The 25,198-nt window shown below is 58.9% G+C and carries 21 protein-coding genes; 10 read left to right on the plus strand and 11 right to left on the minus strand.

What is annotated here, in order from left to right; all coding sequences use genetic code 11:
- Positions 1 to 247 precede the first annotated feature (247 nt).
- The 3 genes from LJD29_RS11295 to LJD29_RS11305 all read left to right on the plus strand — a co-directional run bounded on the left by LJD29_RS11295 (position 248) and on the right by LJD29_RS11305 (position 3,273).
- The gene (locus LJD29_RS11295) at positions 248 to 1,021 is read left to right on the plus strand and encodes a hypothetical protein (RefSeq protein WP_446741636.1); all 774 of its coding nucleotides are present in this window, start codon (positions 248 to 250) and stop codon (positions 1,019 to 1,021) included.
- A gap of 168 nt (positions 1,022 to 1,189) precedes the next feature.
- A complete protein-coding gene (gene pruA, locus LJD29_RS11300; protein WP_446741637.1) occupies positions 1,190 to 2,791 on the plus strand; it encodes an L-glutamate gamma-semialdehyde dehydrogenase in 1,602 nt (533 codons plus the stop codon).
- Between the two features lie 92 nt (positions 2,792 to 2,883).
- Positions 2,884 to 3,273, plus strand: coding sequence for a response regulator (locus tag LJD29_RS11305; protein ID WP_446741638.1), 390 nt, complete (start codon positions 2,884 to 2,886; stop codon positions 3,271 to 3,273).
- 76 nt (positions 3,274 to 3,349) lie between these two features.
- On the opposite strand, the gene LJD29_RS11310 is transcribed toward LJD29_RS11305, so the two are convergent.
- Positions 3,350 to 4,006 carry a response regulator transcription factor gene (locus tag LJD29_RS11310; RefSeq protein WP_446741639.1) on the minus strand — a complete coding sequence of 219 codons (657 nt, stop codon included), beginning with the start codon at positions 4,004 to 4,006 and terminating at the stop codon, positions 3,350 to 3,352.
- Positions 4,007 to 4,321: 315 nt separating this feature from the next.
- Here LJD29_RS11310 and LJD29_RS11315 point away from each other — a divergent pair, with 315 nt between their 5' ends.
- The 5 genes from LJD29_RS11315 (at position 4,322) to bcsA (ending at position 14,057) form a co-directional block, all read left to right on the plus strand.
- Complete coding sequence (locus LJD29_RS11315; protein WP_446741640.1) at positions 4,322 to 5,974, plus strand: FAD-dependent oxidoreductase; 1,653 nt, start codon at positions 4,322 to 4,324, stop codon at positions 5,972 to 5,974.
- A gap of 17 nt (positions 5,975 to 5,991) precedes the next feature.
- The gene (locus LJD29_RS11320; RefSeq protein ID WP_446741641.1) at positions 5,992 to 7,431 is read left to right on the plus strand and encodes an ATP-binding protein; all 1,440 of its coding nucleotides are present in this window, start codon (positions 5,992 to 5,994) and stop codon (positions 7,429 to 7,431) included.
- A 158-nt stretch (positions 7,432 to 7,589) separates the two neighbouring features.
- Positions 7,590 to 8,474, plus strand: coding sequence for a flagellar motor stator protein MotA (gene motA, locus LJD29_RS11325; protein WP_446741642.1), 885 nt, complete (start codon positions 7,590 to 7,592; stop codon positions 8,472 to 8,474).
- A gap of 9 nt (positions 8,475 to 8,483) precedes the next feature.
- The gene (locus LJD29_RS11330) at positions 8,484 to 9,389 is read left to right on the plus strand and encodes a flagellar motor protein MotB (protein ID WP_446741643.1); all 906 of its coding nucleotides are present in this window, start codon (positions 8,484 to 8,486) and stop codon (positions 9,387 to 9,389) included.
- A 300-nt stretch (positions 9,390 to 9,689) separates the two neighbouring features.
- Positions 9,690 to 14,057, plus strand: coding sequence for a UDP-forming cellulose synthase catalytic subunit (gene bcsA, locus LJD29_RS11335; RefSeq protein ID WP_446741644.1), 4,368 nt, complete (start codon positions 9,690 to 9,692; stop codon positions 14,055 to 14,057).
- On the opposite strand, the gene LJD29_RS11340 is transcribed toward bcsA, so the two are convergent.
- Genes LJD29_RS11340 through LJD29_RS11350 form a run of 3 tightly spaced genes read right to left on the minus strand, consistent with a single transcriptional unit; the run spans position 14,047 to position 15,813 of the window.
- On the minus strand, positions 14,047 to 14,622 hold the full coding sequence (locus tag LJD29_RS11340; protein WP_446741645.1) for a carboxymuconolactone decarboxylase family protein: 576 nt from the start codon (positions 14,620 to 14,622) through the stop codon (positions 14,047 to 14,049). The genes bcsA and LJD29_RS11340 overlap by 11 nt on opposite strands.
- A 12-nt stretch (positions 14,623 to 14,634) precedes the next feature.
- Positions 14,635 to 15,423 carry an SDR family oxidoreductase gene (locus LJD29_RS11345; RefSeq protein WP_446741646.1) on the minus strand — a complete coding sequence of 263 codons (789 nt, stop codon included), beginning with the start codon at positions 15,421 to 15,423 and terminating at the stop codon, positions 14,635 to 14,637.
- Positions 15,424 to 15,426: 3 nt separating this feature from the next.
- Positions 15,427 to 15,813, minus strand: coding sequence for a cupin domain-containing protein (locus LJD29_RS11350; protein WP_446741647.1), 387 nt, complete (start codon positions 15,811 to 15,813; stop codon positions 15,427 to 15,429).
- Between the two features lie 135 nt (positions 15,814 to 15,948).
- Here LJD29_RS11350 and LJD29_RS11355 point away from each other — a divergent pair, with 135 nt between their 5' ends.
- Together LJD29_RS11355 and LJD29_RS11360 are read left to right on the plus strand one after the other, a co-directional pair.
- Entirely contained in the window at positions 15,949 to 16,974 is a 1,026-nt protein-coding gene (locus tag LJD29_RS11355) for a Gfo/Idh/MocA family protein (RefSeq protein ID WP_446741648.1), read from the plus strand.
- Positions 16,975 to 16,981: 7 nt separating this feature from the next.
- The gene (locus tag LJD29_RS11360; protein WP_446741649.1) at positions 16,982 to 17,479 is read left to right on the plus strand and encodes a heme-degrading domain-containing protein; all 498 of its coding nucleotides are present in this window, start codon (positions 16,982 to 16,984) and stop codon (positions 17,477 to 17,479) included.
- Between the two features lie 35 nt (positions 17,480 to 17,514).
- On the opposite strand, the gene LJD29_RS11365 is transcribed toward LJD29_RS11360, so the two are convergent.
- The 7 genes from LJD29_RS11365 to LJD29_RS11395 all read right to left on the minus strand — a co-directional run bounded on the left by LJD29_RS11365 (position 17,515) and on the right by LJD29_RS11395 (position 25,136).
- A complete protein-coding gene (locus LJD29_RS11365) occupies positions 17,515 to 18,396 on the minus strand; it encodes a sugar phosphate isomerase/epimerase family protein (protein WP_446741650.1) in 882 nt (293 codons plus the stop codon).
- Positions 18,393 to 19,349 carry a sugar phosphate isomerase/epimerase family protein gene (locus tag LJD29_RS11370; RefSeq protein ID WP_446741651.1) on the minus strand — a complete coding sequence of 319 codons (957 nt, stop codon included), beginning with the start codon at positions 19,347 to 19,349 and terminating at the stop codon, positions 18,393 to 18,395. The genes LJD29_RS11365 and LJD29_RS11370 overlap by 4 nt, the downstream gene beginning before the upstream one ends.
- Positions 19,350 to 19,484: 135 nt before the next feature.
- Complete coding sequence (locus tag LJD29_RS11375; RefSeq protein ID WP_446741652.1) at positions 19,485 to 20,621, minus strand: MFS transporter; 1,137 nt, start codon at positions 20,619 to 20,621, stop codon at positions 19,485 to 19,487.
- A gap of 25 nt (positions 20,622 to 20,646) precedes the next feature.
- Entirely contained in the window at positions 20,647 to 21,786 is a 1,140-nt protein-coding gene (locus tag LJD29_RS11380) for a Gfo/Idh/MocA family protein (protein WP_446741653.1), read from the minus strand.
- An 8-nt stretch (positions 21,787 to 21,794) separates the two neighbouring features.
- Positions 21,795 to 22,754, minus strand: coding sequence for a sugar phosphate isomerase/epimerase family protein (locus LJD29_RS11385; RefSeq protein WP_446741654.1), 960 nt, complete (start codon positions 22,752 to 22,754; stop codon positions 21,795 to 21,797).
- A 138-nt stretch (positions 22,755 to 22,892) separates the two neighbouring features.
- Positions 22,893 to 23,771: an aldo/keto reductase gene (locus tag LJD29_RS11390; protein WP_446741655.1), complete on the minus strand. Its 879-nt coding sequence runs from the start codon at positions 23,769 to 23,771 to the stop codon at positions 22,893 to 22,895.
- A 45-nt stretch (positions 23,772 to 23,816) separates the two neighbouring features.
- A complete protein-coding gene (locus LJD29_RS11395; RefSeq protein WP_446741656.1) occupies positions 23,817 to 25,136 on the minus strand; it encodes a Gfo/Idh/MocA family protein in 1,320 nt (439 codons plus the stop codon).
- Positions 25,137 to 25,198 lie beyond the last annotated feature (62 nt).

Below are 25,198 nucleotides of genomic sequence, written 5' to 3' on the forward strand. Positions count from 1 at the left end.
CTAAAAAATAGTGCATATTGGTATTCGACGACCTACCAAGTCTTCGTACGACCGCATCGCCCGTACGCCCAAACCACATTCAAGGACTTAACCCATGCTCTCCCCGCTCCGGACAGTCGCCGCTCTGATTGTTTCGCTACCGTTAACAACATGTTGTTTCGCTCAACATTCAGGAAATGCAGCAGTTACGGCTGGTGTCGATGCTGCCCCAGCTGCCCAGGTCAGTTTCTCGTCGAGCCGCAGCGCGTTGCTGGCTCTGGACGCCGCGGATGGGATGGGTGAGGGAGCAGCAGCGCCTGCCCCGGCTGCCGGCGCAGGCGGGCATGCGCCCGTTCTTGCCACTGCTGGCGATGATTCATGGTTCTTTAAGAAGTTTGCCTTCGGGGCAACGGTCAGTCCGCTGGGCATAAGCGTCGGTTCGGCGACGTCGCTCACCCGCGGGGTGAATATGCGGGTCCAGGGAAACTTTTTCAACTACAGCTTCAACCAGTCGATTTCCGGCGTGAATTTCGATGCAACGGCCAGCCTGCGTTCGATCCAGGGACAGTTCGACTGGTTCCCGTTCCAGCGCAGCAGCTTCCATGTGAGCCCGGGCGTGCTGTTCTATAACCAGAACGAGATCACCGGCAACGGGCTTGTGACCCAGAACGAGTCGATCACCTTCAACGACACGGACTACTACAGCCAGAGCACCGACCCGCTTCATGGCACGGGCGGAGTCTTCTTCCGCAAGACTTCACCGATGCTGACGGTGGGCTGGGGCAACTGGGTACCGCGCCGCCGCGAAAAGCACCTGACATTTCCTATCGATGTAGGCTTCGCCTACGTTGGCGACCCGAAGATCGACATCACCATGGCAGGCTCGGTATGCCAGGGAGCGCATGACTTCGAGTGCGGTCCGGTTCAGACCGATCCCAGCTTCCAGTCAAACCTGAATGCGCAGATCGCGAAGTACCGGCAGGATCTGAACGTCATCCGCTTCTACCCGGTCATCTCAACGGGAATTGTTTACAAGTTTTAACGCTCCACCGCCTCAACGCACCGCAGACCGAACCTGGTCTGCGGTGTTTTTTCTGCAGGGCATCTTTCTCCATGTCGGAACTCTTTCCCGGCAAATCTTCGACATTTCCGGCCGATGTCATTGTTCCGTGCGGCGTTTTCGTGCATGGAGGGGGTAGACTGTTCTGTTATGGCCACTATCGAACAGCCCACCGTTATTTTGCCGCGCTCTCCCCAGGGAGCTTTTCAGAACGAGCCATTCACCGACTTTACGCACGATGAAAACATTCGTGACATGCAGGAAGCCCTGGTACGCGTGGGTGACCAGCTTGGCCTGGAATACGAGCTGGTGATCGGCGGCGAACGCGTTCGCACCTCGGCGAAGATCGAATCGCGCAATCCGGCGCATCCGAGCCAGGTTGTGGGGATTCACCAGAAGGCTGGGGTAGAGCACGCCGAACCGGCGATGCAGGCTGCTCTGAAAGCCTATGCTACCTGGCAGTACACGCCGGTTGAAACTCGCGCTTCGCTGCTGCTTGCGGCCGCCGATCTGATTCGGCAGAGGAAGTTCGATTTCTGCGCGTGGCTGACCTATGAGGTCGGAAAGAACTGGGCCGAGGCTGATGCCGACGTGGGCGAGACGATTGACTTCCTGGAGTTCTATGCGCGGGAAGCACTGCGGCTCGATGCGGCGACCACTCCCATTCAGTATCCGGGTGAGAAGAATGTTCTGCGCTACATTCCGCTTGGCGTGGGCGCGGTCATTCCACCGTGGAATTTCGCGTTTGCCATCATGGCTGGCATGACGGCCGCCGCCATCGTTACGGGCAATACCGTGATCCTGAAGCCCTCGAGCGACTCGCCGACGATCGCCGCCAAGTTCGTGGAGATTCTCGAAGAAGCAGGCATGCCGGGCGGGGTGGTGAATTTCTGCCCGGGTTCGGGGGCTACCTTCGGCAATGCGATTGTCGAGCATCCGAAGACGCGCTTTATCGCCTTCACCGGCTCCAAGGAAGTCGGCCTCGATATCCATGAGCGCTCTGCGAAGACGCAGCCCGGCCAGATCTGGATCAAGCGCACGATCCTGGAAATGGGCGGCAAAGATTCGATTATCGTTTCGGCGGATGCGGAATTTGAGCGTGCGGTCGACGGCGTGGTCGCTTCAGCCTTCGGATTCAGCGGGCAGAAATGCTCGGCGTGCTCGCGCGTGATCGTGGAAGAGCCGCTCTACGATGTGTTTCTGGAGCGGTTGCGGGAGAAGGTTGAAGAGTGGACGGTCGGAGACCCGGTTAAGAATCCCAAAATGGGACCAGTGGTGAACGAAGGATCTCTGAAGACGATTCTCGAATACATCGAGATCGGCAAGAAGGAAGGCAGGTTGCTTACTGGCGGCAACGCCGTGCAGACGCCCGAGAACGGCTACTACGTCGAGCCGACCGTCTTTGCCGATATTGCTCCCGATGCCCGCCTGGCGCAGGAAGAGATCTTCGGTCCTGTACTTGCCGTGATTAAGGCAAAGGACTTCGACGATGCGCTGGCGATTGCGAATAACACCGAGTTCGGTTTGACCGGCGCGATTTATTCGAACGACCGGCGCAAGCTGGAGCGTGCCAGCGCCGAGTTCCATGTCGGCAATCTCTATCTGAACCGGAAATGCACTGGCGCGATGGTGGGTGCGCATCCCTTTGGCGGCTTTAATATGTCGGGGACGGATTCGAAGGCGGGCGGACCAGACTATCTGCTCCTGTTTACCCAGGCTAAGTCTATTGCGGAAAAAAAGGAAAATCTCTAAACCTAGACTATGTGTACCGTTAACCGGGACGTAAAACTTTGACAGATCCCTGTGGTACGCAGAAGAATGTCTCGAATCAAGGGGAGCACTTGGTGAGGAAGGTCCTTTGCGTTGACGACGATCCCGGAGTCATCCAGCTAAAGCGGTCGATCCTGGAAAAAGCCGGTTATGAAGTAACTGCCTGTAACTCCGCGGAAGAGGCCATTCGGGAATTAGACCGGGTTGTGTACGACGCGGTTGTAACCGACTGGCGGCTTGGTCCTGATAGCGGAAGGGCAGTTGTGGAAGCTGCAAAGGGAAAGACGCGGGCTGTCGTGGTGGTATCCGGATATGTGGCCGAAGCCTTTCAGGCTGCGGAGCCGATGGCAGACATTTATCTTGAAAAGCCTGCGCATCCCGGGGAGTTAGTGCAGATATTGAAAATCCTTCTGGAGTCGGGAGAGAAGTCACAGAAAGATTTCCCCGTCCAGGAAACAGCCTGATTTTGCAGACAAGATTTAGAACAAGTAGAAGCATGACTGCGCGCTGGAGTTACCAGCGCGCAGTTTCATTCTGGCACTACTGAGCCTGCAGGATGAGGTCGCCTGCGGCAGCCGCAGCTTCTGCGAGCATGCGGTGATGGATGGTAAAGAGCGCGAGCTCGAGCCGGTCGGAGACACCGGTCTTGTCGTAGATGCTGCGCAGGTAGTTCTTGATCACCTGTTCCGTCGTGGTCAGGCGCATGGCGATTTCCTTATTTTTGCAGCCCTGCACGATAAGCGCGACGATCTTCATTTCCTTGGGTGTGAGCCGATCACGGACGCGCGCGCCTACCAGATCCTCTTCCTGGAACCCATGTCCTGCTCCGGAAACCTGCACATCACGCTCACCGCGAACCACGCGGCGCAGGCAATCGATGAGTGCCGGGCCGGTCACGGAACGGTGTACAGCACCCTGGACGCCAGCCGAGAGATACGAACTTGTGGATTCGCTGTTCTCGGCAATCACGACACACAGGCTGCCTTGCGCGCGCGCTTTTTCAAGCAGCGACAGCAGGTTGAGTTTCAAAGCGGAAGCGAAGACGACGGTCGCCCCACGGAAGGTTTCGAGTACCTGATACAGGCGTTCCGCGTCGCCGCACTGGGCGATGATGCGGAAGTCATCCTCCATCGTAAGCACTTTGGCGGTGCCTGCACGATAGATAGCCTGATTGTCTGCCAGGATGATTTTGTTCATGGTTCCTGTCCGTACCTGTGTTTCTGCCAATAACTCAGGTACTTTCCTCTTAGGGTTGAATTGCTGATTACCCGTACACACAACCTATCGACCAAGGAGAGGCCCTAAACCCTGTGTCCTTTACTGAGACACAGAGAAAGTTCAAAACGTAGACCTGAAACACAGGAATGCGCTTGAAGGACATCAAAATTCTTTTGGTGAAGATGTAAGCAGACTATCCGAGAAATTCGGCTTTGGATACAAAAATCTCTCACAAAGTTTGATTTTTTATATTGCGAAATCGCCGGGGAAGTAGAGCACGACTACACTGAATTTATGGGTAAGCCGGTCATTCTCGCGGTTGACGATGACGTAAGTGTTCTGGAAGCAGTGGTTCAAGACCTGCGCCGGAAATATGGCGCCGAGTACCGCATCCTGCGCGCCGCCTCCGGCCAGGCTGCGCTTGATACCTGTCAACAGTTGCAGCAGCGGGGCGATGCCGTCGCTTTGTTTCTGTCGGATCAACGCATGCCGGGAATGTCCGGCGTGGACTTCCTGGAGAAGTCGCAGCAGATCTATCCGGAGGCGAAGCGCGCGCTGTTGACGGCGTACGCCGATACCGAGGCTGCGATCCGCGCAATCAATACGGCAAAGATCCACTACTACCTGACCAAGCCGTGGGATCCGCCGGAAGAACAGCTCTATCCGGTACTGGACGATCTGCTGGAAAACTGGACCGAGAAATACCGGCCGATTTTCGAAGGGATCCGGGTGGTCGGGCCACGGTGGTCAGCGCTGGATTTCCAGGTGAGAGACTTTCTTTCGCGCAACCAGGTGCCCTACGAGTGGCTCGATCCTGAGCGCGACAGCAAGGCGTTTGAGCTGCTGAACCGCTATCAGCTTGACGATCGTAAGCTGCCGGCGGTGTTGTTTGCCGATGGAAGCTCGCTGGTGCAGCCGAGTCAGACAGCACTGGCGGAGAAGGTCGGCCTTCGGACGCATGCGGAGAGGGACTTTTACGACCTGGTAGTGGTCGGAGCGGGGCCGGCAGGTCTGGCTGCCGCCGTATACGCGACCTCGGAGGGGCTGCGCACGCTTGTGGTCGAGCCGGAGGCGCCGGGCGGCCAAGCAGGCTCGAGTTCAAGGATTGAGAACTATCTCGGTTTTCCGTCTGGCCTTAGCGGGGCGGACCTGGCGCGGCGCGCCTATGTACAGGCATCGCGCTTCGGCGCGGAGTTCCTGACCCAGTGCGTGACCGGCCTCCGCGCGGAGAACCAGTACCGCCTGGTTCGCACCAGCGACAACCGGGAGATCTCCTGCAACGTATGCCTGCTGTCGGTCGGCGTGAACTATCGCCGGCTGAATGCTCCGGGCATTGACCGGCTCACGGGTGCCGGGGTTTATTACGGCGCGGCGCTGGTAGAGGCCCGATCCTGCGGAGATGAGGAGGTTTTCATCGTCGGCGGGGCCAATTCGGCCGGCCAGGCGGCGATGCACTTCTCAAAATATGCCCGGAAAGTGACGATGTTGGTACGTGCGGAGTCGCTTGTCCAGAGCATGTCAAAATATTTGATCGATCAGATCGCTGACACATCGAATATTGTGGTGGAGACCTGCGCCGAGGTGGTTGAGGCCATCGGTGAGGGCCGTCTGGAGGCAATCAGGATCAGGACCGACGAGGGCGAACAGACCCGAGCGGCCTCCGGATTGTTTATCTTTATTGGCGCTGCTCCTTCGATTCACTGGTTGCCGGAGACACTGATGCGCGATCCGAATGGGTTTGTGCTGACAGGAAACGACTTAAAGGTCGACGGCAAGCTGCCGCGCTGCTGGAAGGAAGATCGAGAGCCCTATCTTCTCGAAACCAGCATGCCGGGGGTGTTCGCTGCCGGGGATATCCGGCACGGATCGGTGAAGAGGGTGGCATCGGCAGTAGGCGAGGGCTCGATCTCGGTCCAGTTTATGCATCAATATTTGGCACGTTTTTAGTCGAAGAAGAGCGATAGATGGCAGAAAACACGATTTCGCTGGACGTTCAGAAAGTTTCCGCTCGCGAGCTGCTTGCGGAATTCCGTCAGATCCCTATTTTTCAACACGTGAAAGAACAGGATCTCGAATGTCTGGGCGAAATAGATATCGTCCACGTTGCAGCAGACACAGTGGTGATCGAGCCGGGGACTCCGGAACTTTATTTCTGGATACTGCTGGAAGGCGAAGTTCGCGTCAACAAACCGGAAGCAGATGGTGGAGACACCCTGCTCGGCACGCTGAAGCACGGTGACACCTCCGGCGAAGTGGCCCTGCTGACAGGCGCGACGGCGACTTCGGTGCGTGCGGTTGCGCTGATGCCAGCGCGCGCCATCCGCATGAGCGCCTCAAGCTTCTGGAGCCTGATGGGGACCTGCCCCACGGTTCGTTCGGGGATTCTGTCGAACATGGGCCGCCGCCTTGAGGCCTACCAGATGATCACGCTGCACAGGGAGAAGCTGATCTCACTGGGCACCCTGGCCGCCGGACTGATGCATGAGCTGAACAATCCAGGAACCGCTGCGAAACGGGCAGCGTCGCAGCTTCGGGAGAACCTGACCCGGCTGCAGGAGATCAGCCTGCGATTTACCCGCATGGCGTTGACTCCGGAGCAGAAAGACTGCATGCGGAACCTGCAGCAGGAGGTGCTGCGGTCGTGCAGGTTTGCCACGATCAGCACCCTGGACCAGGCGGACGCAGAGGACGAGCTGGCCGACTGGCTGGATAGCATTGGAGTTGTGAACGCCTGGCAACTGGCTCCGACCCTGGTTGCAATCGGCTGGAAACGCGAAGATATCGAATGCGCCCACGCCGCTTTCCCTGCAGAGATTCTCAGCGACACCCTCAACTGGCTTACCTCCCTTATCTCCAGCATTCAGCTTGTCGGCACTGTGGAAGAGAGCATCACCCGGGTTACAGACCTGGTGGTCGCGGTAAAGAAGTACGCCTATGACGACAAGAGCCGCCAGCGCGAAATCGACGTGCATGAAAGCATCATCAGCACGCTGACTATCCTTGCGCATAAGTTCCGGCATAAAGGGATCGCCATCGAGAAGAAGTTTTCGCCGGATATGGCGAAGGTGAAGTCGTCGGGTACCGGCCTGAGCCAGGTGTGGACGAACATTCTCGACAATGCGATCGACGCGGCGCCGGAAGGCGGGAAGATTGTCATTCGCACGTGGATGGAAGGCAGCGAGGTGCTGGTCGGTATTTGTGACAATGGACCGGGCATTTCCATGGAAGACCGGCAGAAGATTTTCGAGCCCTTCTTTACGACCAAGGCGGTCGGCGTAGGCACGGGGCTTGGACTTGATATCGCGCATCGTGTCGTGGTGGGCCAGTTCAATGGCGACATCACCTTTAACTCCGAGCCGGGGTCGACGGAATTCATCGTTCGGCTGCCATCGGAAAAGAAGTAGGCTCCCGGCGCTCGCCAGGAGCCTCGTTTTCTTGAGCCTGTCCAGCATTTATTCCCTTTCCCCTTTCCGCCGATAACCCTCTTAGCTGAACAACCGGGCCCTGTGGAACCCGTCTCCTGTTGCGGGGGCAGTATTGAGGGCTTTGAGGCGGGTGGGTCATGTTTGCGATCGTTGGCATTCTGCTGGTCTTCGGGGCAGTTATCGGTGGCTTTCTCATGGAGAAGGGGCATCTTGCTGTTCTGCTGCAACCGGCCGAGTTTCTGATTATTGCCGGCTCCGCAGCCGGCACTCTGTTGATTGCGAACCCGATGCACGTCGTGAAGAAAATCCTGTCGGGCACATTCAGCATTTTTGGCAAGGCGCCTTTCGGCAAGGAACGCTACATCAGCACCCTCAGGATGATGTATGAGCTGCTGAATAAGGCCAGGCGCGGAGGCATGCTGTCTATCGAGGACGACATCGAGAAGCCGGCAGAGAGCGTGCTCTTTCACCCCTATCCGCAGTTTCTGCGTGACGAACACATCCGTGACTTTGTATGCGACACGATGCGCATGGCTGTAACGGGTGGCGTAGAGCCATTCGACGTGGACCAGATGATGGACCTGGACATGGAAGTACGGCATCGGGAGACGAATCAGCCCGTCCATGCGCTGACGGCGGTTGCCGAGTCGCTGCCGGGGCTGGGCATTATTGCGGCGGTGCTGGGTGTCGTTATCACCATGGGCGCACTGGGCGGGCCTCCCGATGCGATCGGGCACAAGGTGGCTGCGGCGCTGGTAGGTACGTTTCTTGGCATCCTGCTCTGCTATGGGCTGGTGGGGCCTATCGGCGCGTACATGGGTAAGGCCGCGGAGGATGAGCATGCCTTCCTGTATGTGCTGCGGGTGCTGATGGCGTCCTTTATTAAGGGAAATCCCCCGGTGCAGGCGGTGGAGATCGCGCGGAGGGCGATTCCGCTGCATGTGCGGCCGAGCTTTGAAGAGGTAGAGGCAGCCTGCCGTGGAGAGCAGTCGGGCGCGAGGATGCAAGAGGAGGCTGCGTAGCGCATCGGCATGGCGAAGAGGAAAACCACCATCCTGATCAAGAAGGTCCAGCCGCAGGCGGTCCGGCACAGTGGTGCGTGGAAGGTCGCCTACGCTGATTTTGTAACCGCACTGATGGCGCTTTTCATCGTGTTGTGGCTGATGAATACGAGCGACCAGGTGCGCAAGCTGGTCGCGGGTTATTTCAATGACCCTATGGGCAGAGCATCGGTTACGGGCACCGATCGCTCCGGCTCAGCGGACAACCTGCCGCTGACGAAGAGCAATGTAAAGCAGTTGAAGCAGCGCCTGGAGCACGCGATTGAGCAGATGGCCGATCTGAAGGCGCTTGCGAAGCAGATCGAGATCACGGTGACGCCTGAAGGACTTCGGATCGAGCTGATGGAGACGAAGAACGGCGCTTTTTTCGAGACCGGGAGCACGGCGCTGAATGCCAGTGGCCGGGAGCTGCTGGGTTTGATTGCAAAAGAGCTTGGCGACATTCCCAACAACATTTCCATCGAAGGACACACGGACGCTCAGCCTTATTCCGACCCTGGGGGGTATGGAAACTGGGAGCTGTCGACAGACAGGGCCAATGCGGCGCGCAGGCTGATGCAGAGTACGGGGCTCCGTACCAACCAGGTTTCCCAGGTTCGCGGCTATGCGGACCAGAAGCTGCGCCTGCCGGAGCACCCGCTTGATCCGTCGAACCGGCGAATTTCCCTGATCGTTCAGTACATGGAGCGCTTGCCGGCTCCAGCCGCCGCTCCCATAGCCGTGACCGTTTCAAAGCCAGCTGGGGAAATGCCGGGCGCCTCCCAGGCATCTGCAGCCAAAACCGCGGCGCCGATGGTTGCTGCTGAGCCGGCCAAGCCTGCTTCACCGGCGGCCCGGATTGCGGAACAATTGTTGGCCCGGCTGCATCGACATTGAGTAAGCGCCACAATTTAAAGGGCGATTGTGCTATTGTTGGCTTCGAACCTTCTCTAAAAATCTGCTTTTGTGGACTGCGATCTCCCGCTTTCGGGGTATCCAAGCTCATTCCATAGGCATTTAATAATAAGAGGAGATTCGGCCGCTATTCCGCCCCGCTTGAAGAGAGGAGGAAAGCCGGTTGCACGTATCTGTTCGCCTTACCCCGCGGCGTAATCCTTTTGCGCCTGCATTGTTGATGCCAGGGAGCTCGCCCCGAGAGCAGCCCCTGAGCCGTTCGACATTATGGATGGCAGGCGGATGCCGAAGAGAATTACCCGTTATCTTGTATCGCTTTTTACACTTTTTGTTCTGTGTCAATTCATCAGCATCTATCTCAGCTGGCCCAAGCAGTTCATTCTTGGCGGCGTCAGCGTCGTCCTGGCCATTGCTCTCAACAGGCTCAATAAATCGCGCATTACCACGATCGCCCTGATGTTTCTTTCGATCGGGGCCACGCTCCGCTATGGATGGTGGCGTGTGCGTTCGATCATTGAATTCTTTTCGAACGAGGCGAATACCCGCGTCGGCATCGATGCCTTCCTGATGCTGTTGCTGCTTTCAGCGGAAGCTTACACGCTGGTCATCATGGTGCTGGGCTACATGCAGACGGCGTGGCCGCTGCATCGCGAGCCCATTCCGTTGCCTGCCGACGAAGAAGAGTGGCCGCATGTCGACGTCCTTATCCCGACATACAATGAACCGCTGTCTCTGGTTCGCTATACGGCGCTCGCCGCGGTCAACATCGACTATCCGCCGGAAAAGCTGCATGTCTACATCCTTGACGACGGCACTCGCGCGGACTTCCGCCAGTTTGCGGAAGAGGCCGGCATTGGCTACGTGGTGCGCGAGAAGCACAACCATGCGAAGGCAGGGAACATCAATCATGCGCTGACGCAGATGTCGTCGCCGCTGGTGGCGATCTTCGATTGCGATCACGTGCCCACGCGCAGCTTTCTGCAGGTCACGGCGGGATGGTTTCTTGCCGATCCGAAGCTGGGCATGCTGCAGACTCCGCACCATTTCTATTCGCCGGACCCTTTCGAGCGAAACCTGACGCGCTACAAGACGATTCCGAATGAAGGCGAGCTCTTTTACGGGCTCATCCAGGATGGCAACGACTTCTGGAATGCCACGTTCTTCTGCGGCTCCTGCGCGGTGCTGCGGCGTACTGCTCTGAACGATGTTGGCGGTGTCGCGGTCGAAACCGTCACCGAGGACGCGCATACCTCGTTGAAGATGCAGAAGCGCGGCTGGAACACTGCATACATCAATATTCCGCAGGCTGCGGGGCTGGCGACGGAGACACTGTCGGCGCACGTGGGGCAGCGTATCCGCTGGGCGCGCGGCATGATTCAAATCATGCGTGTCGACAACCCGTTGCTGGCGCGGGGACTCAAGTTTACGCAGCGGCTCTGCTATTTCAATGCGATGGCGCATTTTCTTTATGCCGTGCCAAGACTGGTCTTCCTGTGCGCGCCGCTGGTGTACATGTTGCTGGGCCGCACGATCATTCCCGGCTACTGGGTTGTGATTGTTGCGTATGCGCTGCCGCACCTGGTGCTCTCGAGCCTTACCAACTCGCGTATCCAGGGCAAATTCCGTCATTCGTTCTGGAACGAAATTTACGAGACGGTGCTTGCGCCTTACATCCTCGCGCCAACGCTGCTGGCTTTGATCAATCCGAAGCTGGGCAAGTTCAACGTGACGGACAAGGGCAGCACCCTGGCTGAAACGCGTTTCGACCGGCACATCGCAGCTCCGGTGTCTTGGATGATGTTCCTGAATTTGCTGGGCATGCTGATGGCTCCTTACCGGCTCTTCGTTCTCGATCCTCAGCATCCGGGAACGGTGATTGCCAATCTCTTCTGGATTGTCTTCAACATGGTGATCCTTGGTGTGTCGGCCGCGGTTGCATACGAGCAGCAGCAGCGGCGCTCCTCGGTGCGCGTGGATGTGAGGATTCCGGTGAGAATTACATTGCCGGATGGCCACATTCTTGAAGGTACGACGGTCGATATGTCTGTCGGTGGATCGGATATTCGCGTCGCGCGCCCGGAGAATGTCTCCTATCGCGATGTGCTGCATCTATCTTTCCCGCAACATACCGGCGATGCCGAAGTGCCGGCGCGGGTGGTGGGCATCAAGGGCGAAGGCATGCGGCTGAAGTTTGAGCCGATGAGCATCGCTGAGCAGGAGACGCTGACGCGTGCCATTTACTCGCGGGCCGATGCGTGGCTCGATTCGCGCCGTACCGGCGAGGTAGATCGTCCGCTGCTGAGCCTGGCGCGCGTGATCCGGTTGTCTTTTATCGGCATCAAGCAGGTGGCCAAGAGTGTCGTCACGAAGCAATCCAGCGGCGGCAAAGAACTGCCGGTGGCGCGAACCGCAAGCACGATCCTGTTATTCCTTCTGCTGTTCGTGCCGGCGCGGCTTACGGCACAGATCACGTCTGTCGATCCTGCTGCTGAAGCCGCGGTAAAGGCCACCGACAGGACTTATGAGGTCAGCCTGAAGGATATGGGCGCTCCCGGCACGATCGAGATGCATGGTCCGCATTCCTTCTACTCGGTACATTTCACGTTGCCTCATGCCCTGGTGCCGGGAAAGGCGTTGCTGAATTTGAACTACCGCTTTGCTCCGGGACTGGCTGCGAATTCCGGGTCGTTCAAGGTCGCGATCAATAACACGAATTTTGCCACGCTGCAGGCGCCTTCAAGTCCGGGGCAGAGCAACGACTACTCTTTCACGACACTGACCGTTCCTGAAGACATGCTGGCGCGTGAGAATACGCTGACGTTCGAGTTTAACGGGAGCGGCGTGATGCAGTCGGAGGTCCAGGAGCGCGCGAACGTACTGGGAAGTATCGGTGTCTCTTCAACACTGCAGGTAAGCGGGGAAGCGATTCCGATGAGCAACGATCTGAGCCTGCTGCCGCTTCCGTTGCTCGATACTGACCTGCAGACCTCGACCACTATCCCCTTCGTCTTTCTGACGCAGCCTACCGTCGGCACATTGCAGGCAGCAGGGGTGGTGGCATCGTGGCTTGGTTTGCTCTCCGGTCCGCGCCCGGTGAAATTTACCGCATCGGTCGGTGTGATTCCTCCCGGCAATGTCGTCGTCTTTTCCAACCTGCCGGCCCAACTGCCTGAATCGCTGCAGTATCCTTCGGCGGCCAATGCCTACGTCGCGCTGCGCCGCAATCCTAACGACCCGACCGGCAGCGTGCTTGTTCTTGGCGGGCGAGACGACGGGCAGTTGCTTGCGGTTGCGCAAAGTCTTGCCCTGAAAGCGAAGGTAAGCCAGGCGGGCGCGCACATGAGTGGGGCACTGCACGGCGATACCTACACGCTGAGTGATTATCGTCTTCCCGATCCGCGTGAGAACGATGACGCACCTCGCTGGATGCCGACGGACAAGCTTCTGTCGCTGGCAGACTTCGGTGCGCCCGGTTCGCTGGTCAGCGACGGATCCGAGTCGCTTCCGGTGTATTTTCGTGTGCCGCCCGATCTGTTCTATGGAGAGATGCAGCAGCTTCATCTGCATGTCGAATATCGTTACAACGCGCAGGCGCTCGCCGCGGGATCTGCCTTGCGTATTTACCTGAACGGAATGCTGATCAATGAAGCGCCTTTGCCTGCGGGAGAGGGAACGAGCGACCGTAAGCGTGAGGTGATGGTGCCGGTAACGGAGATGCGTCCGTTCGGAAACACATTGCGCTTTAATTTTGACTTTGTCCCGCGTGATCGCAGCCACATCGGAGAGAATGCCGCTTCTACGTTGCACGGAGAGGTGTTGCCGGCTTCGACGCTCGACATCCGCGGATTCAGCAACTGGGCGAAGATGCCTGACATCGAGCTGTTCTCAAATGCCGGTTTCCCTTTTACGCAGAAGGCCGATCTTTCCGAGACGACCGCCGTGCTGCCTGCGGCGCCCAGTCCTGATGAGATCGCACTCTACCTGCAGATGATGGCGCACTTCGGCACGCAGACAGGTTATCCGGTGCTGAGGGTGACCGTGGCGGGTCCGGATACATCCATCGCGAGCGATCGCGATTACCTGATTCTCGGAACAGTGGCAGACCAGCCTGCGTTCCATTCGCTTGCCCCTTATCTGCCGGTTACATTCGACGTGAACGGGATACATATCAAGGAGATCAGCAAGCTGCTCTCGCCCTTTCAGGCACTGTGGAACAAGATCGACGGAGAGTTTGAGGAACCTCATTATCCTTCGAGCCGGGGCGGAATGCCCGATGCGATGATCGAAGGCTTTGAATCTCCGTACGCCTCCGGCAGATCGGTGGTCCTGGTGGCGCTTAAGGATGATGCATCGAGGAAAGACTTTGTAGGGGCCTTCCTTGAGCGCTACCAGTCAAGCGATATTGCGCACACGGTCAGCCTGTTGCGTGGCGGACACTTTACGTCCTACGACGCGAAGACGACGGTCTACCACGTAGGCAATATCTCCTGGTACACGCGCTTGCGTATCTGGCTTACCCAGTACTTCTGGGTGCTGCTGCTGGCAGGAGGAGCTTTGAGCCTGCTGGTTGCGTCATGGACCAATGACTACCTTGCAGATCGAGCCAGAAGGCGGATTGGCGTGGCCGAACTGCGCAAGGCTATGAGTTAGCCGGAACTGACTCCGCGTCCGGTATGGGCGTGACCGGGACTTCCAACGCACTTACGAACCTCGGAAAGAACTCAAAGGCTGCTGCTACGGCAGTGAGTTCGATCATCTGCGCGTCGGTGAAGAAGTTTTTTGCTGCGGCATAGGCTGCGTCGTCGATGGCGTGCGTGTCCTTGTGGAGCCTGTCTGCATAGCGGAAGCCCGCCTTTTCGGCATCGGTGAATGGCCCAGCTTCAAAGTTCTTCATACCCTCGACCTGTTCGGGGCGTGCGCCTGCCAGCTTCGCGAGGTGGGTGTGAGAAGAGATGCAGTATTCGCAGTCGTTGAGATAGGCCACGCGTGCAGCGATGAGCTCCTTGTACCAGCACTCGAGTGAGCGCGTTTCCATGAGCGGTTTGAGGAATGCTGCAAAGCCCAGCGCAAGCTCCGGTACATTGGCGACCGTCTTGAACATGTTGGGAACAACGCCGCGTTCGGCGAGAAGCTTGTCGTAGAGAGGGGTAAGTTCAGCGGCGACTTCATCGCGTTCGAGCATGCGGATGCGCCCTTGTTGTGTGTTGCTGCTCATGGAAATCTCCTGTTAAAGGCCTTTGTAGAGTCCGCCATCGACGAGCAAGGTCTGCCCGGTGATGAAGGATGCGCGATCGGAAGCAAGCCAGACAATGGCGTCGGCAACTTCATCGGCTTCGCCTACCCGTTGCAGTGCTGTCTGGCTGCCGAGGCGCTTGAAAAAGTCGTCTTCACTGATGCCTTCTTCGGCGGCGCGGTTCTGTACCAGATGCTTCAGGCGGCTGGTCGCCGTATAGCCGGGGCCAACATTGTTTACGGTAATTCCGTCTCTGCCGAACTCGTTCGAAAGACTTTTCACCAGGCCGAGCACACCTGCGCGTACCGCGTTCGAGTAGACGAGTTCATAGACAGGTTGGCGCGTTGCAACTGATGTGAGGGTGACAATGCGGCCCCAGTGTTTTTTCCGCATCCATGGGATCACTGCGTGAGCAAAGTAGACCACGCTCATAAAGTTCAACTCTATGGCCCTATGCCATTCCTCGGTATTCGTCGAAAGAAACATCTTCGGCGGAGGGCCGCCAGCATTGGTGACACAGATATCGATTCCGCCGAATTGCGCCGCTACCCTGGCAACGAAGTCGTTGACATCTTTTTCCGAGGTCACGTCGAGTGGGTAGGCAAAGACTTCAGCGCCATGATTGTTACGAATTTCGTCGGCGGCTGCGCGCAGCTTCTTTTCGTCGCGTGAACACATAGCTACGCGTGCGCCTTCCTGCGCGAATTTTCCTGCCGCGGCGCGGGCGATACCATCACTCGAAGCGCAGACGATGACGCTGCGGCCTTTCAGTCCCAGATCCACCTGCTACTCCTTGGTTGCAACGCTTTGGTGACGAAGATAGGCATCGTTGCCAGAGATCCAGTCCTGGCGCGGCGGATCGAAGATGTCTAGGTCCACGGTGTCTTCGAGGGCAAAGGCTTCGTGCGGAACGTTCGGAGGAATGCAGAGCACTTCGCCTGCGCTGACAATGATGTCCTTGCCTGCGACAACGAAGCGCAATGCCCCCTCCAGGATGTACGAGACCTGCTCGTTTGCATGGCTGTGTTCGGGAACGTGTGCGCCTTTCTTCAGAAGGACACGTGCGAGCATGACATTGGTCCCGACGATGAAGTGGCGATCCAGGGTGTCGTTCATTTTTTCGACGGGAAGATCATTCCATTTTGTGAGAGTGACGCCATTCTCGGTGCTCAAGTTTCCTCCGCGATACGTTTTTGCGCACTTCCACGATAACGCGGGAAGGCAGATCTGTCAGGCGAGGCAATTCGCAATTGTGTGGCATTCTACCTACGTGGTTTGACGGGTATGTTTTCTGTCGTGGAGGAAACCTTGCGGGTTGGAATGATCGGCACCGGCGCTATCGCAGCCAAGCATGCGCAGGCATACCGGAATATCGGTTATGAGATCGTCGCGTGCACGAATACGACCGAGTCGCGCGGCAGGGAGTTCGCGGCTGCGACGGGAGCTGAGTTTTTTGCGACAGCGGAAGAGGTTTGCAACGATCCTCGAGTCGATTTCGTGGATGTGTGCACGATGCCCGACTATCGGCTGCAGGTCATCGAGATGTGCGCGCGCAACGGTAAGCATGTGCTGGTGCAGAAGCCGATGGCGATCGCGCTCGATACTGCGGAACGGATGATCCTGCTTGCTCAGGATGCGGATATTACGCTTGGTGTCGTCAGCCAGCATCGCTTCGATGATTCGGCGATCTTCCTGCGCAAGGCTATTGCCGAGGGCAGGCTTGGCGAAATCCTCCAGGCAGATGCTTATGTGAAGTGGTATCGCTCCGCGGAATATTACAGCCGGCCGATCAAGGGCAGCTGGGCGGTTGAGGGAGGCGGCGCTCTCATCAACCAGGGGATTCACCAGGTGGACCTGTTGCTGTATCTTGCTGGAGCGGTCGATGAGGTCTCCGGCTACTGGAAGCTCGGTGCGCTGCATCGCATCGAGTCGGAAGATTTAGTGACCGCGGTCATGCACTACGCTTCTGGTGCGATTGGCGTGATCCAGGCGGCGACGGCTATCTGGCCGGGTTATCCTGAGCGCATTGAGATTCATGGCACGAAAGGTTCGGCGATCATCACGGGTGACAGGCTTACGACCTGGGATGTGAAGGACGATAGCGGAGAGCCTGCGCCTGTTGTGGGGGCAGGCGCATCGGGTGCTTCCGATCCCATGGCGATTTCGCTTGTGCCATTCGAGCGGCAGTTGAAAGATTTCGGCGATGCCTGCACGCAGCGCCGTCCGCCTGCCTGCTCCGGCGTCGACGGCTACCGTGCATTGCAGCTTGTGCAAAGCATTTACACCTCGTGCCGTGAGGCGCGAAGGGTTTCCATTCCCGCTGTTCACTTTTAGGAGAGATATGCCGATTGCTGATGACCTTGCGAAGATTGCGGTACAGGAGTCGGAGCTTGTTTTCCCAAGCTTCGATGCGGAGCGCGCGTGGAAGCTCGGTTCGAAGCTGCGGCAGTTTGCCACGGAACGCAATCACAAGGTAGCGATCGATGTGCGGCGCTTCGGGCAGCAGCTGTTCTTCACCGCGCTTGCCAATACGACCCCGGACAATTCCGAGTGGGTGCGGCGCAAGAGCAACGTGGTGGCGCGATTCCTGCGCAGCTCCTATGCCGTTGGTCTGCAGCTACAACAGAAGAATAGCGACATGATGCAGAAGTATGGATTACCGCTCTCGGACTATGCTTCGCATGGCGGGAGCTTTCCTCTGCATGTCCGTGGAGCGGGGGTGATCGGTGCTGTGACCGTATCGGGACTCGCGCAGCGCGAAGACCATGGCCTGGTGGTCGAGGCACTCTGTGCTCTGCTCGGCAGAGATCACAACGAGTTTCGCCTGCCCGTCGAATAAGGATCGGCCCGCCGTGCATGGCGGGCCGATGAGGATTAGCAGTCGAGGCCGGCGTTCTTCAGTGCGGCCTTCATGTCCTGCATGCTCTTGCGCGTGGAGGCCTCGGGAGTTCCCGCCCCGCGCCAGTGCGTTTCAAGGCTTACGGCGTAGTGGTAGCCGTCGCGCTTGAGTGCGCGGAACTGACCGACCCAGTCAACAACGCCGGTGCCTACGGGCTGCCAGTCGAATTTGCCGCCTTCCCTGCGTGTTGCGTTCTTGCAGTGGCAGTGCCCGATGCGGTCGAAGGGAATGGCCTTGTAGTCGTCCGGGTAGGGCACGTCGCCTGCAAAGGTAGCCGAGTTGCCCGGGTCCCAGTTGAGCATGAAGTTCTTGTTGGTGATTTCTTTCAGCAACTCCGCCGCTTCCTTGCCGCTGCCGGTGTTACAGGCCATTTCATTTTCGAGCAGCAGGATGACGTTGTGCTTTGCGCATTTGTCAGCGGCTTCGCGAAGCTTGTCATTCATGGCGGCGCGATAGGGCTTCGGGTCTTCGAGACGCCAGAAGTCGAAGCAGCGCAGGCGATCGGTCTGGAAGGCCTTGGTCAGCTCCAGGCAGCGTTCGAGGAGAATGTCCTGCTGCTTGAAGTCGAAGTCGGCGTGGAACTGGTCGCGATGCGGGCTCTCTTTCGAGATAGGAGCGCCGGGCCAGTCGGTCTTGAAGAGCGGACTGGCGATGTCGGTCACGCGCAGCTTGTACTTTTCGAGAATGCGGCGCGCTTCGGCGATCTCCTTCGAGTCGAGATCGGTGATGTTCTTGTTCCACATGCCGCGAAGCTCGATCCACTGAAGACCGAAGTCGTTTGCTGCGACAGAGCAGGCGTGATCGAAGTCCTGACTGATTTCATCGTTGATGACGGCGACACGAAACTGGCAGCTCATACGCGGATTCCGATCTTCTCTTCGAGGTATTTCTTGCTGATTTCAGCGGACTCTTTCGGTGTGCGATCGATGCCGGGACGTTCTCCGTCGAGCTCGATGATGCCCCAGCCGCGGAAGTGGACCTCGTTGAGTGCCTTGAAGATTGCGGGGAAGTCGACGCGGCCTTGTCCCAGCTCGGCGAACTGGTAGCCGCCCTTTGCGGCAGAGCTTGGTGTTGTGTCCTTGAGGTGCAGGAAGAGCAGGCGGCCTGCGTACTTGTGAATCGCCTTTACGGGATCGCCGCCGCCCTGCACATAGTGGCCGGTGTCGAGCTCAAGCTTCACGTAGCGCGGGTCGGAGGCTTCGAGGATCGCGTCTACCGCTTCTGGCGGCTGACCGATCGAATCCATGTGATTGTGGAAGCCCAACTGAATGCCGTAATCGGAGATGCGTTTGCCGACTTCAGTGAGGAATGCGGCCTCGGTCTTGTAATCGGCGGCATTGTAGGTGCGGCCTTTTTCGAAAGAGCCGACGAGCTGCAGATACTTTCCGCCTGCGGCTTTCAAATACTTTGCGTGCTCGACGTGCGTGGCGATGAGCTTGTCGTGCTCGGAGGGAGAAAGCGTCGCATTGCCGCTTGAGAATGCTACAAAGGTGAGCTTGTGCTGGGCGAGCAGATCTTTCACCTTTACGGGGTCGGGCATTTCCTTCAGCAGGTTCGATCTGAGCTGAATGCCGGGATAGCCGACGGCGGAAATGTCTTCAATCGCCTGCTCATCGTGGCCGTCCCAGGTGATGGCCGCATAGCCGATCTTGATATTCGATGGTCCGTGATGGATGGGCGTGTCGAAGTAAGCGAGATCCATCGGCGGATAGAGGGGTGGCGGCGCTGCGGCCAGCGCAGTCGATGGGAGCTTGGCGACGACTCCCGCTGCGGCCAGGCCTAAGAGAAATTCACGGCGTGAGGCGGACATCAAAGTTCCTCCTGGTTCGGAAGACGGATTCGTGGCCGCAGAGGCCGCCACGAACGCTAGAAATTTTCGCAGATATAGTTCTATGCCACAACAATCTGCTCTGTCCAGCGCGCCGGTTCGGCGGCTGGATTGAGCTTAGCTCTGTAAGCGGGCCCGGATAAGGATGTTCAGGACAATCATGAGCACGGCGGAGCAGGGGATTACCATGAGCGCTGTGCGCAGGCGCTTCGGGTCACCCCCGGCGATTCCGCCGATAACGCGTGAGCTGACGGCGAGGCCCGCCCATCCACAGGTGATGACGAAGCCGAGGGCGGTGCCGGTCATGGCCGGGAAGGCGTCGCCTACGATGGCCAGCGTGGTGGGAAATACTGGAGCCATGGCCACGCCTGCGAGACCGACCCAGACAGTGGCCATGAGCGGGCTGCTGGTGCGCAGCATCAGGAATGTTGTCACCGCCATGGTTACAGATGCGAGCAGCGTCACGGTCACGGCGGGGACGTGGATGAGGATCGGCGAGACGGCGAGGCGCCCGACCAGCAGGCCGAGAGCGAAGCCGAGCGAGAGGATGGTCAGCGCCTTCGATTCGGGGATGCCCTGCGCGATCAGGTGGCGCGGCAGCCAGTTCCAGACACCGACTTCACAGGTGATGTAGAGGAAGAGAAAGAGGCCGAGCATGAGCAGCAGCGGATTCTGCAGCAGGGTGCCGAGGCCTGCCCATTGCACGCTGTGTTCGCCGGTGGGTCCGGGCATTTTCGTCAGGAACTCAAAGACGAGAGTGAGCACGGTGAAGCCGGCTATGGCGTAGCAGAGCTTGACCCAGTTCTTGCCGAAAACTCTTGCCGTAATCAGCGGCGTAACGAGTCCGCCGAGTCCGAAGAAGAGGTTCACCAGGTTCAGCTCTGTGCCGCGATGCGCTCCGCCGAGATCGCTGGCGAGGGCGTTGGCGCTCGTGATTAAGATGCCTCCACCTACGCCGAGCAGGAAGAGCAGCCCGAGGATGCTCTTGTATCCCGTTGACTTAGGCAGTGCGAAGAGCGCTGCAGAGATCAGCGCGAGGCCGAGCACCAGGCCGATCTTTTTGCCTTCGGCATCGAGCAGCGGGCCGACGGCGAGCGAGGCGAGGATGAGGCCGAGAGCTTGTGCAAAGGCGACGCTGCCGTTCTGGCCGGGTGTGAGCGAGAAGCGGTCCGAGAGGCCGGGCAGAATGCTCCCCAGTGTCGCGGCGATCATTCCATAAACGAAGATGGCGAGGATTACGGCGAGGATCAGCACCGGGGAACCTTTCTTGCGACGAACGTTATTTTGCTACATCCACCCATGCGCGGGTGCGGTTGCTCTCGGACTCGGCATGCATGATCTTCATGCCGCGCAGTCCGTCGGCGAACTGCGGATAATCGGCAGGCGCGGAGGGATCGGCGATGGATGCGTAGAAGCGGCGGAAGATCTGCTTGAAGGTGTCGTCGTAGCCTTCGCTGTGTCCGCCGGGCAGGTCGGCGTAGAGGCTGGCGGCGGGCTTCATGAGGCCGGGGTCTTTGATGTAAATGCTGTTGGCGGTGTCGCGATGACCGACCCAGAGCTCGTCGGGGCGTTCCTGGCTCCATGCGACGGAGGCCTTCGAGCCGCAGACTTCGATCATGAGGCCGTTCTTGCGTCCGGCTGCGAGCTGGCTGGCTGCCATGGTTCCGCGCGCGCGGTCGCCCATGTGGAAGATGACGCTCCCGTAGTCTTCGGTGCTGACCGGTGTATCAACGCCGGGCGTTGCCGACTGTGTGAAGGTCTGTACGGAGCCTGTCGGGCGCTTGCGTGTCTTGTGGAAGGTCTGCAGATCGCAGCAGAGCGAGCTGACACGCAGTCCGGTGAGGTGTTCGGCGAGGTCGAACCAGTGTGAGCCGATGTCGCCCATGGTGCGCAGTTCGCCTCCCGCGGCTTCTTCAATGCGCCAGTTCCAGTCGGTGGGAAAGAGCAGCCAATCCTGAAAGTAGCGGCCCTGAACGGCGAGTACGTCGCCGAGGTCTCCGTCTTCGATCATGCGGCGCATCTGCTGCACCATCGGGTAGAAGCGCAGATTGTGGCAGATGGCGTTGCGCAGCTTGCGCTCGGCGGCGAGGTCTACGATTTCCTTCGAGGCCTCGACACTCGTTGCCAGCGGCTTCTCGCAGAGCACGTGCTTGTTGGCGAGCAGCGCATCCTTCGACATCTGGTAGTGCAAGGCATTGGGCGTGCAGACGTGGACGGCGTCGATTTCAGGATCGGCCAGCAGTTCGTGATAATCGGTGACGGCCTTGGGAACGTCGAAGCCCGAGGCCAGCTTCTGCGCGGCTTCGAGGGTGCGTCCGGCGATGCCGGCGACTTCTACGTTCGCGGTGCGCCGCAGTCCTTCAAGATGCACGCGGCCCATGAAGCCGGTGCCGAGAATCGCTACTTTGATTTTTTTCATATCTGTCTTTAAACCCACCACGCCGCTGCTGGCTTTTCTTTGATGACGATGCCGTTCAGGAAGTGCGCCGCCTTGGCGAGACCTTCTTCTGGTGACATCAGGCTGTCTTCGTGTTCGATGGAGAGCGCGCCATCGTAGCCGAACATGCGCAGCGTGGAGACGAACTCCTTCCACCAGCCGGCGTCGTGGCCGTAGCCGCAGGTGCGGAAGATCCATCCGCGATTCGGCTCGTCGGTGTAGGGCTTGGTGTCGAGCACGCCGGTCTTTGGCAGGTTGGTGGTGTAGATCTGCGTGTCCTTGGCGTGGACGTGGAAGATCGCGTCGCCCAGCACGCGGACAGCGGCGATGGGATCGATGCTCTGCCAGAACATGTGGCTGGGGTCGTAGTTGCAACCGAGCGACGGGCCGGCGATGGAACGCAGGCGCAGCAGCGTCTCAGGGCTGTAGGCCAGGAAGCCGGGATGCATCTCGATGGCGATCTTCACGCCGTGGTCGGCGGCGAACTTTGCGTGCTCGGTCCAGTAGGGCGTGGCGATCTCGTCCCACTGCCACTTGAGGACGTCGAGATATTCAGGCGGCCAGGGGCAGGTGACCCAGTTGGGAGCCTTCGCGGTCGGCGAGTCGCCGGGGCATCCGGAGAAGTCGACGATGGTGGAGACGCCGAGTTTTTCGGCTAACAGGATCGTCTTGCGGCTGGTTTCGTGCGCCTTGGCGGCGACTGCCTTGTCTGGGTGCAGCGCGTTGCCGTGGCAGCTGAGGGCGCTGATGCTGAAGCCGTACTTGTCGAGGGTCTTCTGGAACGTATCGAGCTCGCTCTTGTTATCGAGCATGGAGAGCTTGCAGTGGGCGTCGCCGGGATAATTGCCGGTGCCGAGCTCGACGGTCTGGATACCGAGCGATTGCAGTTTCTCGAGGACAGCTTCGAGCGATAGCTGCGCAAGCAGCGGGGTGAATACTCCAACGCGCATGTTTTCCTCAGTGCCGGTTTGTTGTGGATCAGGTTTCGCGACAGGCGGATGGGCCTGTCACTCTGCAAAGGAAGATTAAAGCATTTCGCCTGATGCTGTGTAGTCGCAGGATGGCCTGCGACTACCGGAGAATGAGATTCAGCGTAGGCTGAAGGGCTTGGGAACCACCGCGCCCAGCTCGGCAAATTCGGCGTCGCTGAGTTCGAACGATGCCGCGCCGACGTTTTCTTCGAGATGTGCTGCCGAAGATGTTCCGGGGATGGGCAGCATCGCCGGCGAGCGGCGTAAGAGCCATGCCAGCGAAACGACGATGGGCGAAACTCCGCGAGCCCCGGCGATCTTTTCGACGACTTCGTTGGCCTTGCGATTTTGCGCCAGCGGACTCCACGGCAGGAAGGCGATGCCGTTCGCTTCGCAGTGATCGAGGAGGTAATCCCACTCGCGGTCGGCGAAGCTGTAGCGGTTCTGCACGGAGACGATGGGCACGATCTTGCGGGCGCGTTCGAGGTGTTCCTGCGTGACGTTTGAGAGTCCGACGAGATGAACCTTCCCCTGCTCGCGCATCTTCGCGATGGCTTCCATCGAGGCATCGAAGGAGACGGCCGGATCGGGAACGTGCAACTGGTAGAGCGCGATGCGGTCGAGTTTCAGCCGCTTCAGGCTGCCTTCGACGGCTTCGGCGAGATGCTTCGGGCTGGCGTTGTGCAGCCATTGGCCGGGGCCTACGCGTGTCCATCCTCCTTTGGTGGCGATGACTAAGTCTTTGGGATAGGGATGGAGAGCCTCGGCGATGAGATTTTCTGAGACTTCAGGGCCGTAGGAATCGGCCGTGTCGATGAAGTTGATGCCCAACTCAACAGTGCGGCGAAGTGTGGCGAGAGCAGCCTCGCGGTCGGCGGGAGGTCCCCAGACGCCCTGGCCGGTGATGCGCATGGCTCCGAAGCCGAGGCGATCGACGGTGACTTCGCCGCCAAGCTGGATCGTTCCAGCGTTGGCGGCTGAGGGATTCGTTGCCATTTGAATTTTTCTCCGGAGCAGTGAGGCGGGATGCAGGGTGAAGGTCTAGACCTTCACCTCCCAGCCTTTTTCGTATTCGCGATCCCAGTACTTCATCGCTTCAGGATCGTTCTTGATGTGCGCCGTCTGGGTGTCGATCGAGAGCTGGCGACCGACGAAGTAGGAGATGTTGGTGAGCAGCAGTGACATGACGCTGACCGCTCCGACCTGGATGGGAGAGTTGAGCTTTTCTCCGGACTTGATGCCGGCGATGAAGTTGGCGAAGTGATCGTCGGTCATCTGGTCGGAGCCGAGCAGATCGTTGGTCGAGGTCTGGTGTCCCGTCGCGAACTCGTCGGTCTTCTTGCCCTTCCAGTCGTAGACCTCGTAGCCGTCGCGATCGAGGATGACCGAACCCTTCGTGCCGTGGATCACCATGCCGCGTTCGCGATTGTAGAGACGCATGCCATTGCAGCTGCGGCCCTCCCAGGAGATGGTCTTGCCGGAGTATTGGAAGCTGGTCACCAGCGTGTCGTAGAACTGCCAGTCGTCCTTGAACTGGTAGCGTCCGCCGGTTGCGTTGACGGACTCGGGATGCTCAACCTGCAGCGCCCAGCGGCAGATGTCGAACTCATGCGTGCCGTTGTTGAGCGCTTCGCCTGTGCCGAAGCGGCGCAGCCAGTGCCAGTTGTAGGGATGGATATTGTCCTTGTAATCGCTGCGCGGAACCGGTCCCTGCCAGAGATCCCAGTCGAGCGTGGCCGGCACAGGCACTGGCTTGCCGATGCCCATGGACTGGCGCGTGTTCACGTACCAGCACTTGGCCATGTAGGTTTCGCCGATGAGGCCGTCGTGAATCTGCCCGATGATCTTGATGGTGTGCTTCGAGGAGCGCTGCTGGTCGCCCATCTGGATGAGCTTGCCGTGCTTCTGCTGCGCGGCGACGATCAGTTCGGCTTCGCGGGGATTGTGGCTGCAGGGTTTTTCGACGTAAACGTTTTTGCCGGCCTTCACGCCGAGCACCGCCATGGGCGTGTGCCAGTGGTCGGGAGCGGCGATGGTGATGGCGTCTACGTCCTTTGCGGCGAGGATTTCCCGGAAATCCTTCGTAGCGGCGGGCTTATAGCCGAGCACCTGCTCGGTCTTGTTCACATACTTCTCGCGGATGGTCGTATCGACGTCGCAGACGTGCGTGACGCGGACAGAGGAGCTGTTGGCATGCATACCGGCGAGGTGCGCGTAGGCGCGGCTGTTAAGACCGATGATCGCGAAGTTCAGCTTGTCGTTTGAGCCCATGATCTGGGCATAGCTTTTGGCCGTGGAACGGATCGCCGCGCTGGCGGCGGTGACTGCCATGCCGTCCAGGAAGGTACGTCGAGAGATCATACTGCCTCCACCTTTTGTCCTTCTCCAGTGGGCGAGGATCCGGAACGGTATCCCTTATACAC

Origin of the sequence: Silvibacterium acidisoli (assembly GCA_022870745.1) — a bacterium.
Lineage (GTDB): Bacteria > Acidobacteriota > Terriglobia > Terriglobales > Acidobacteriaceae > Silvibacterium.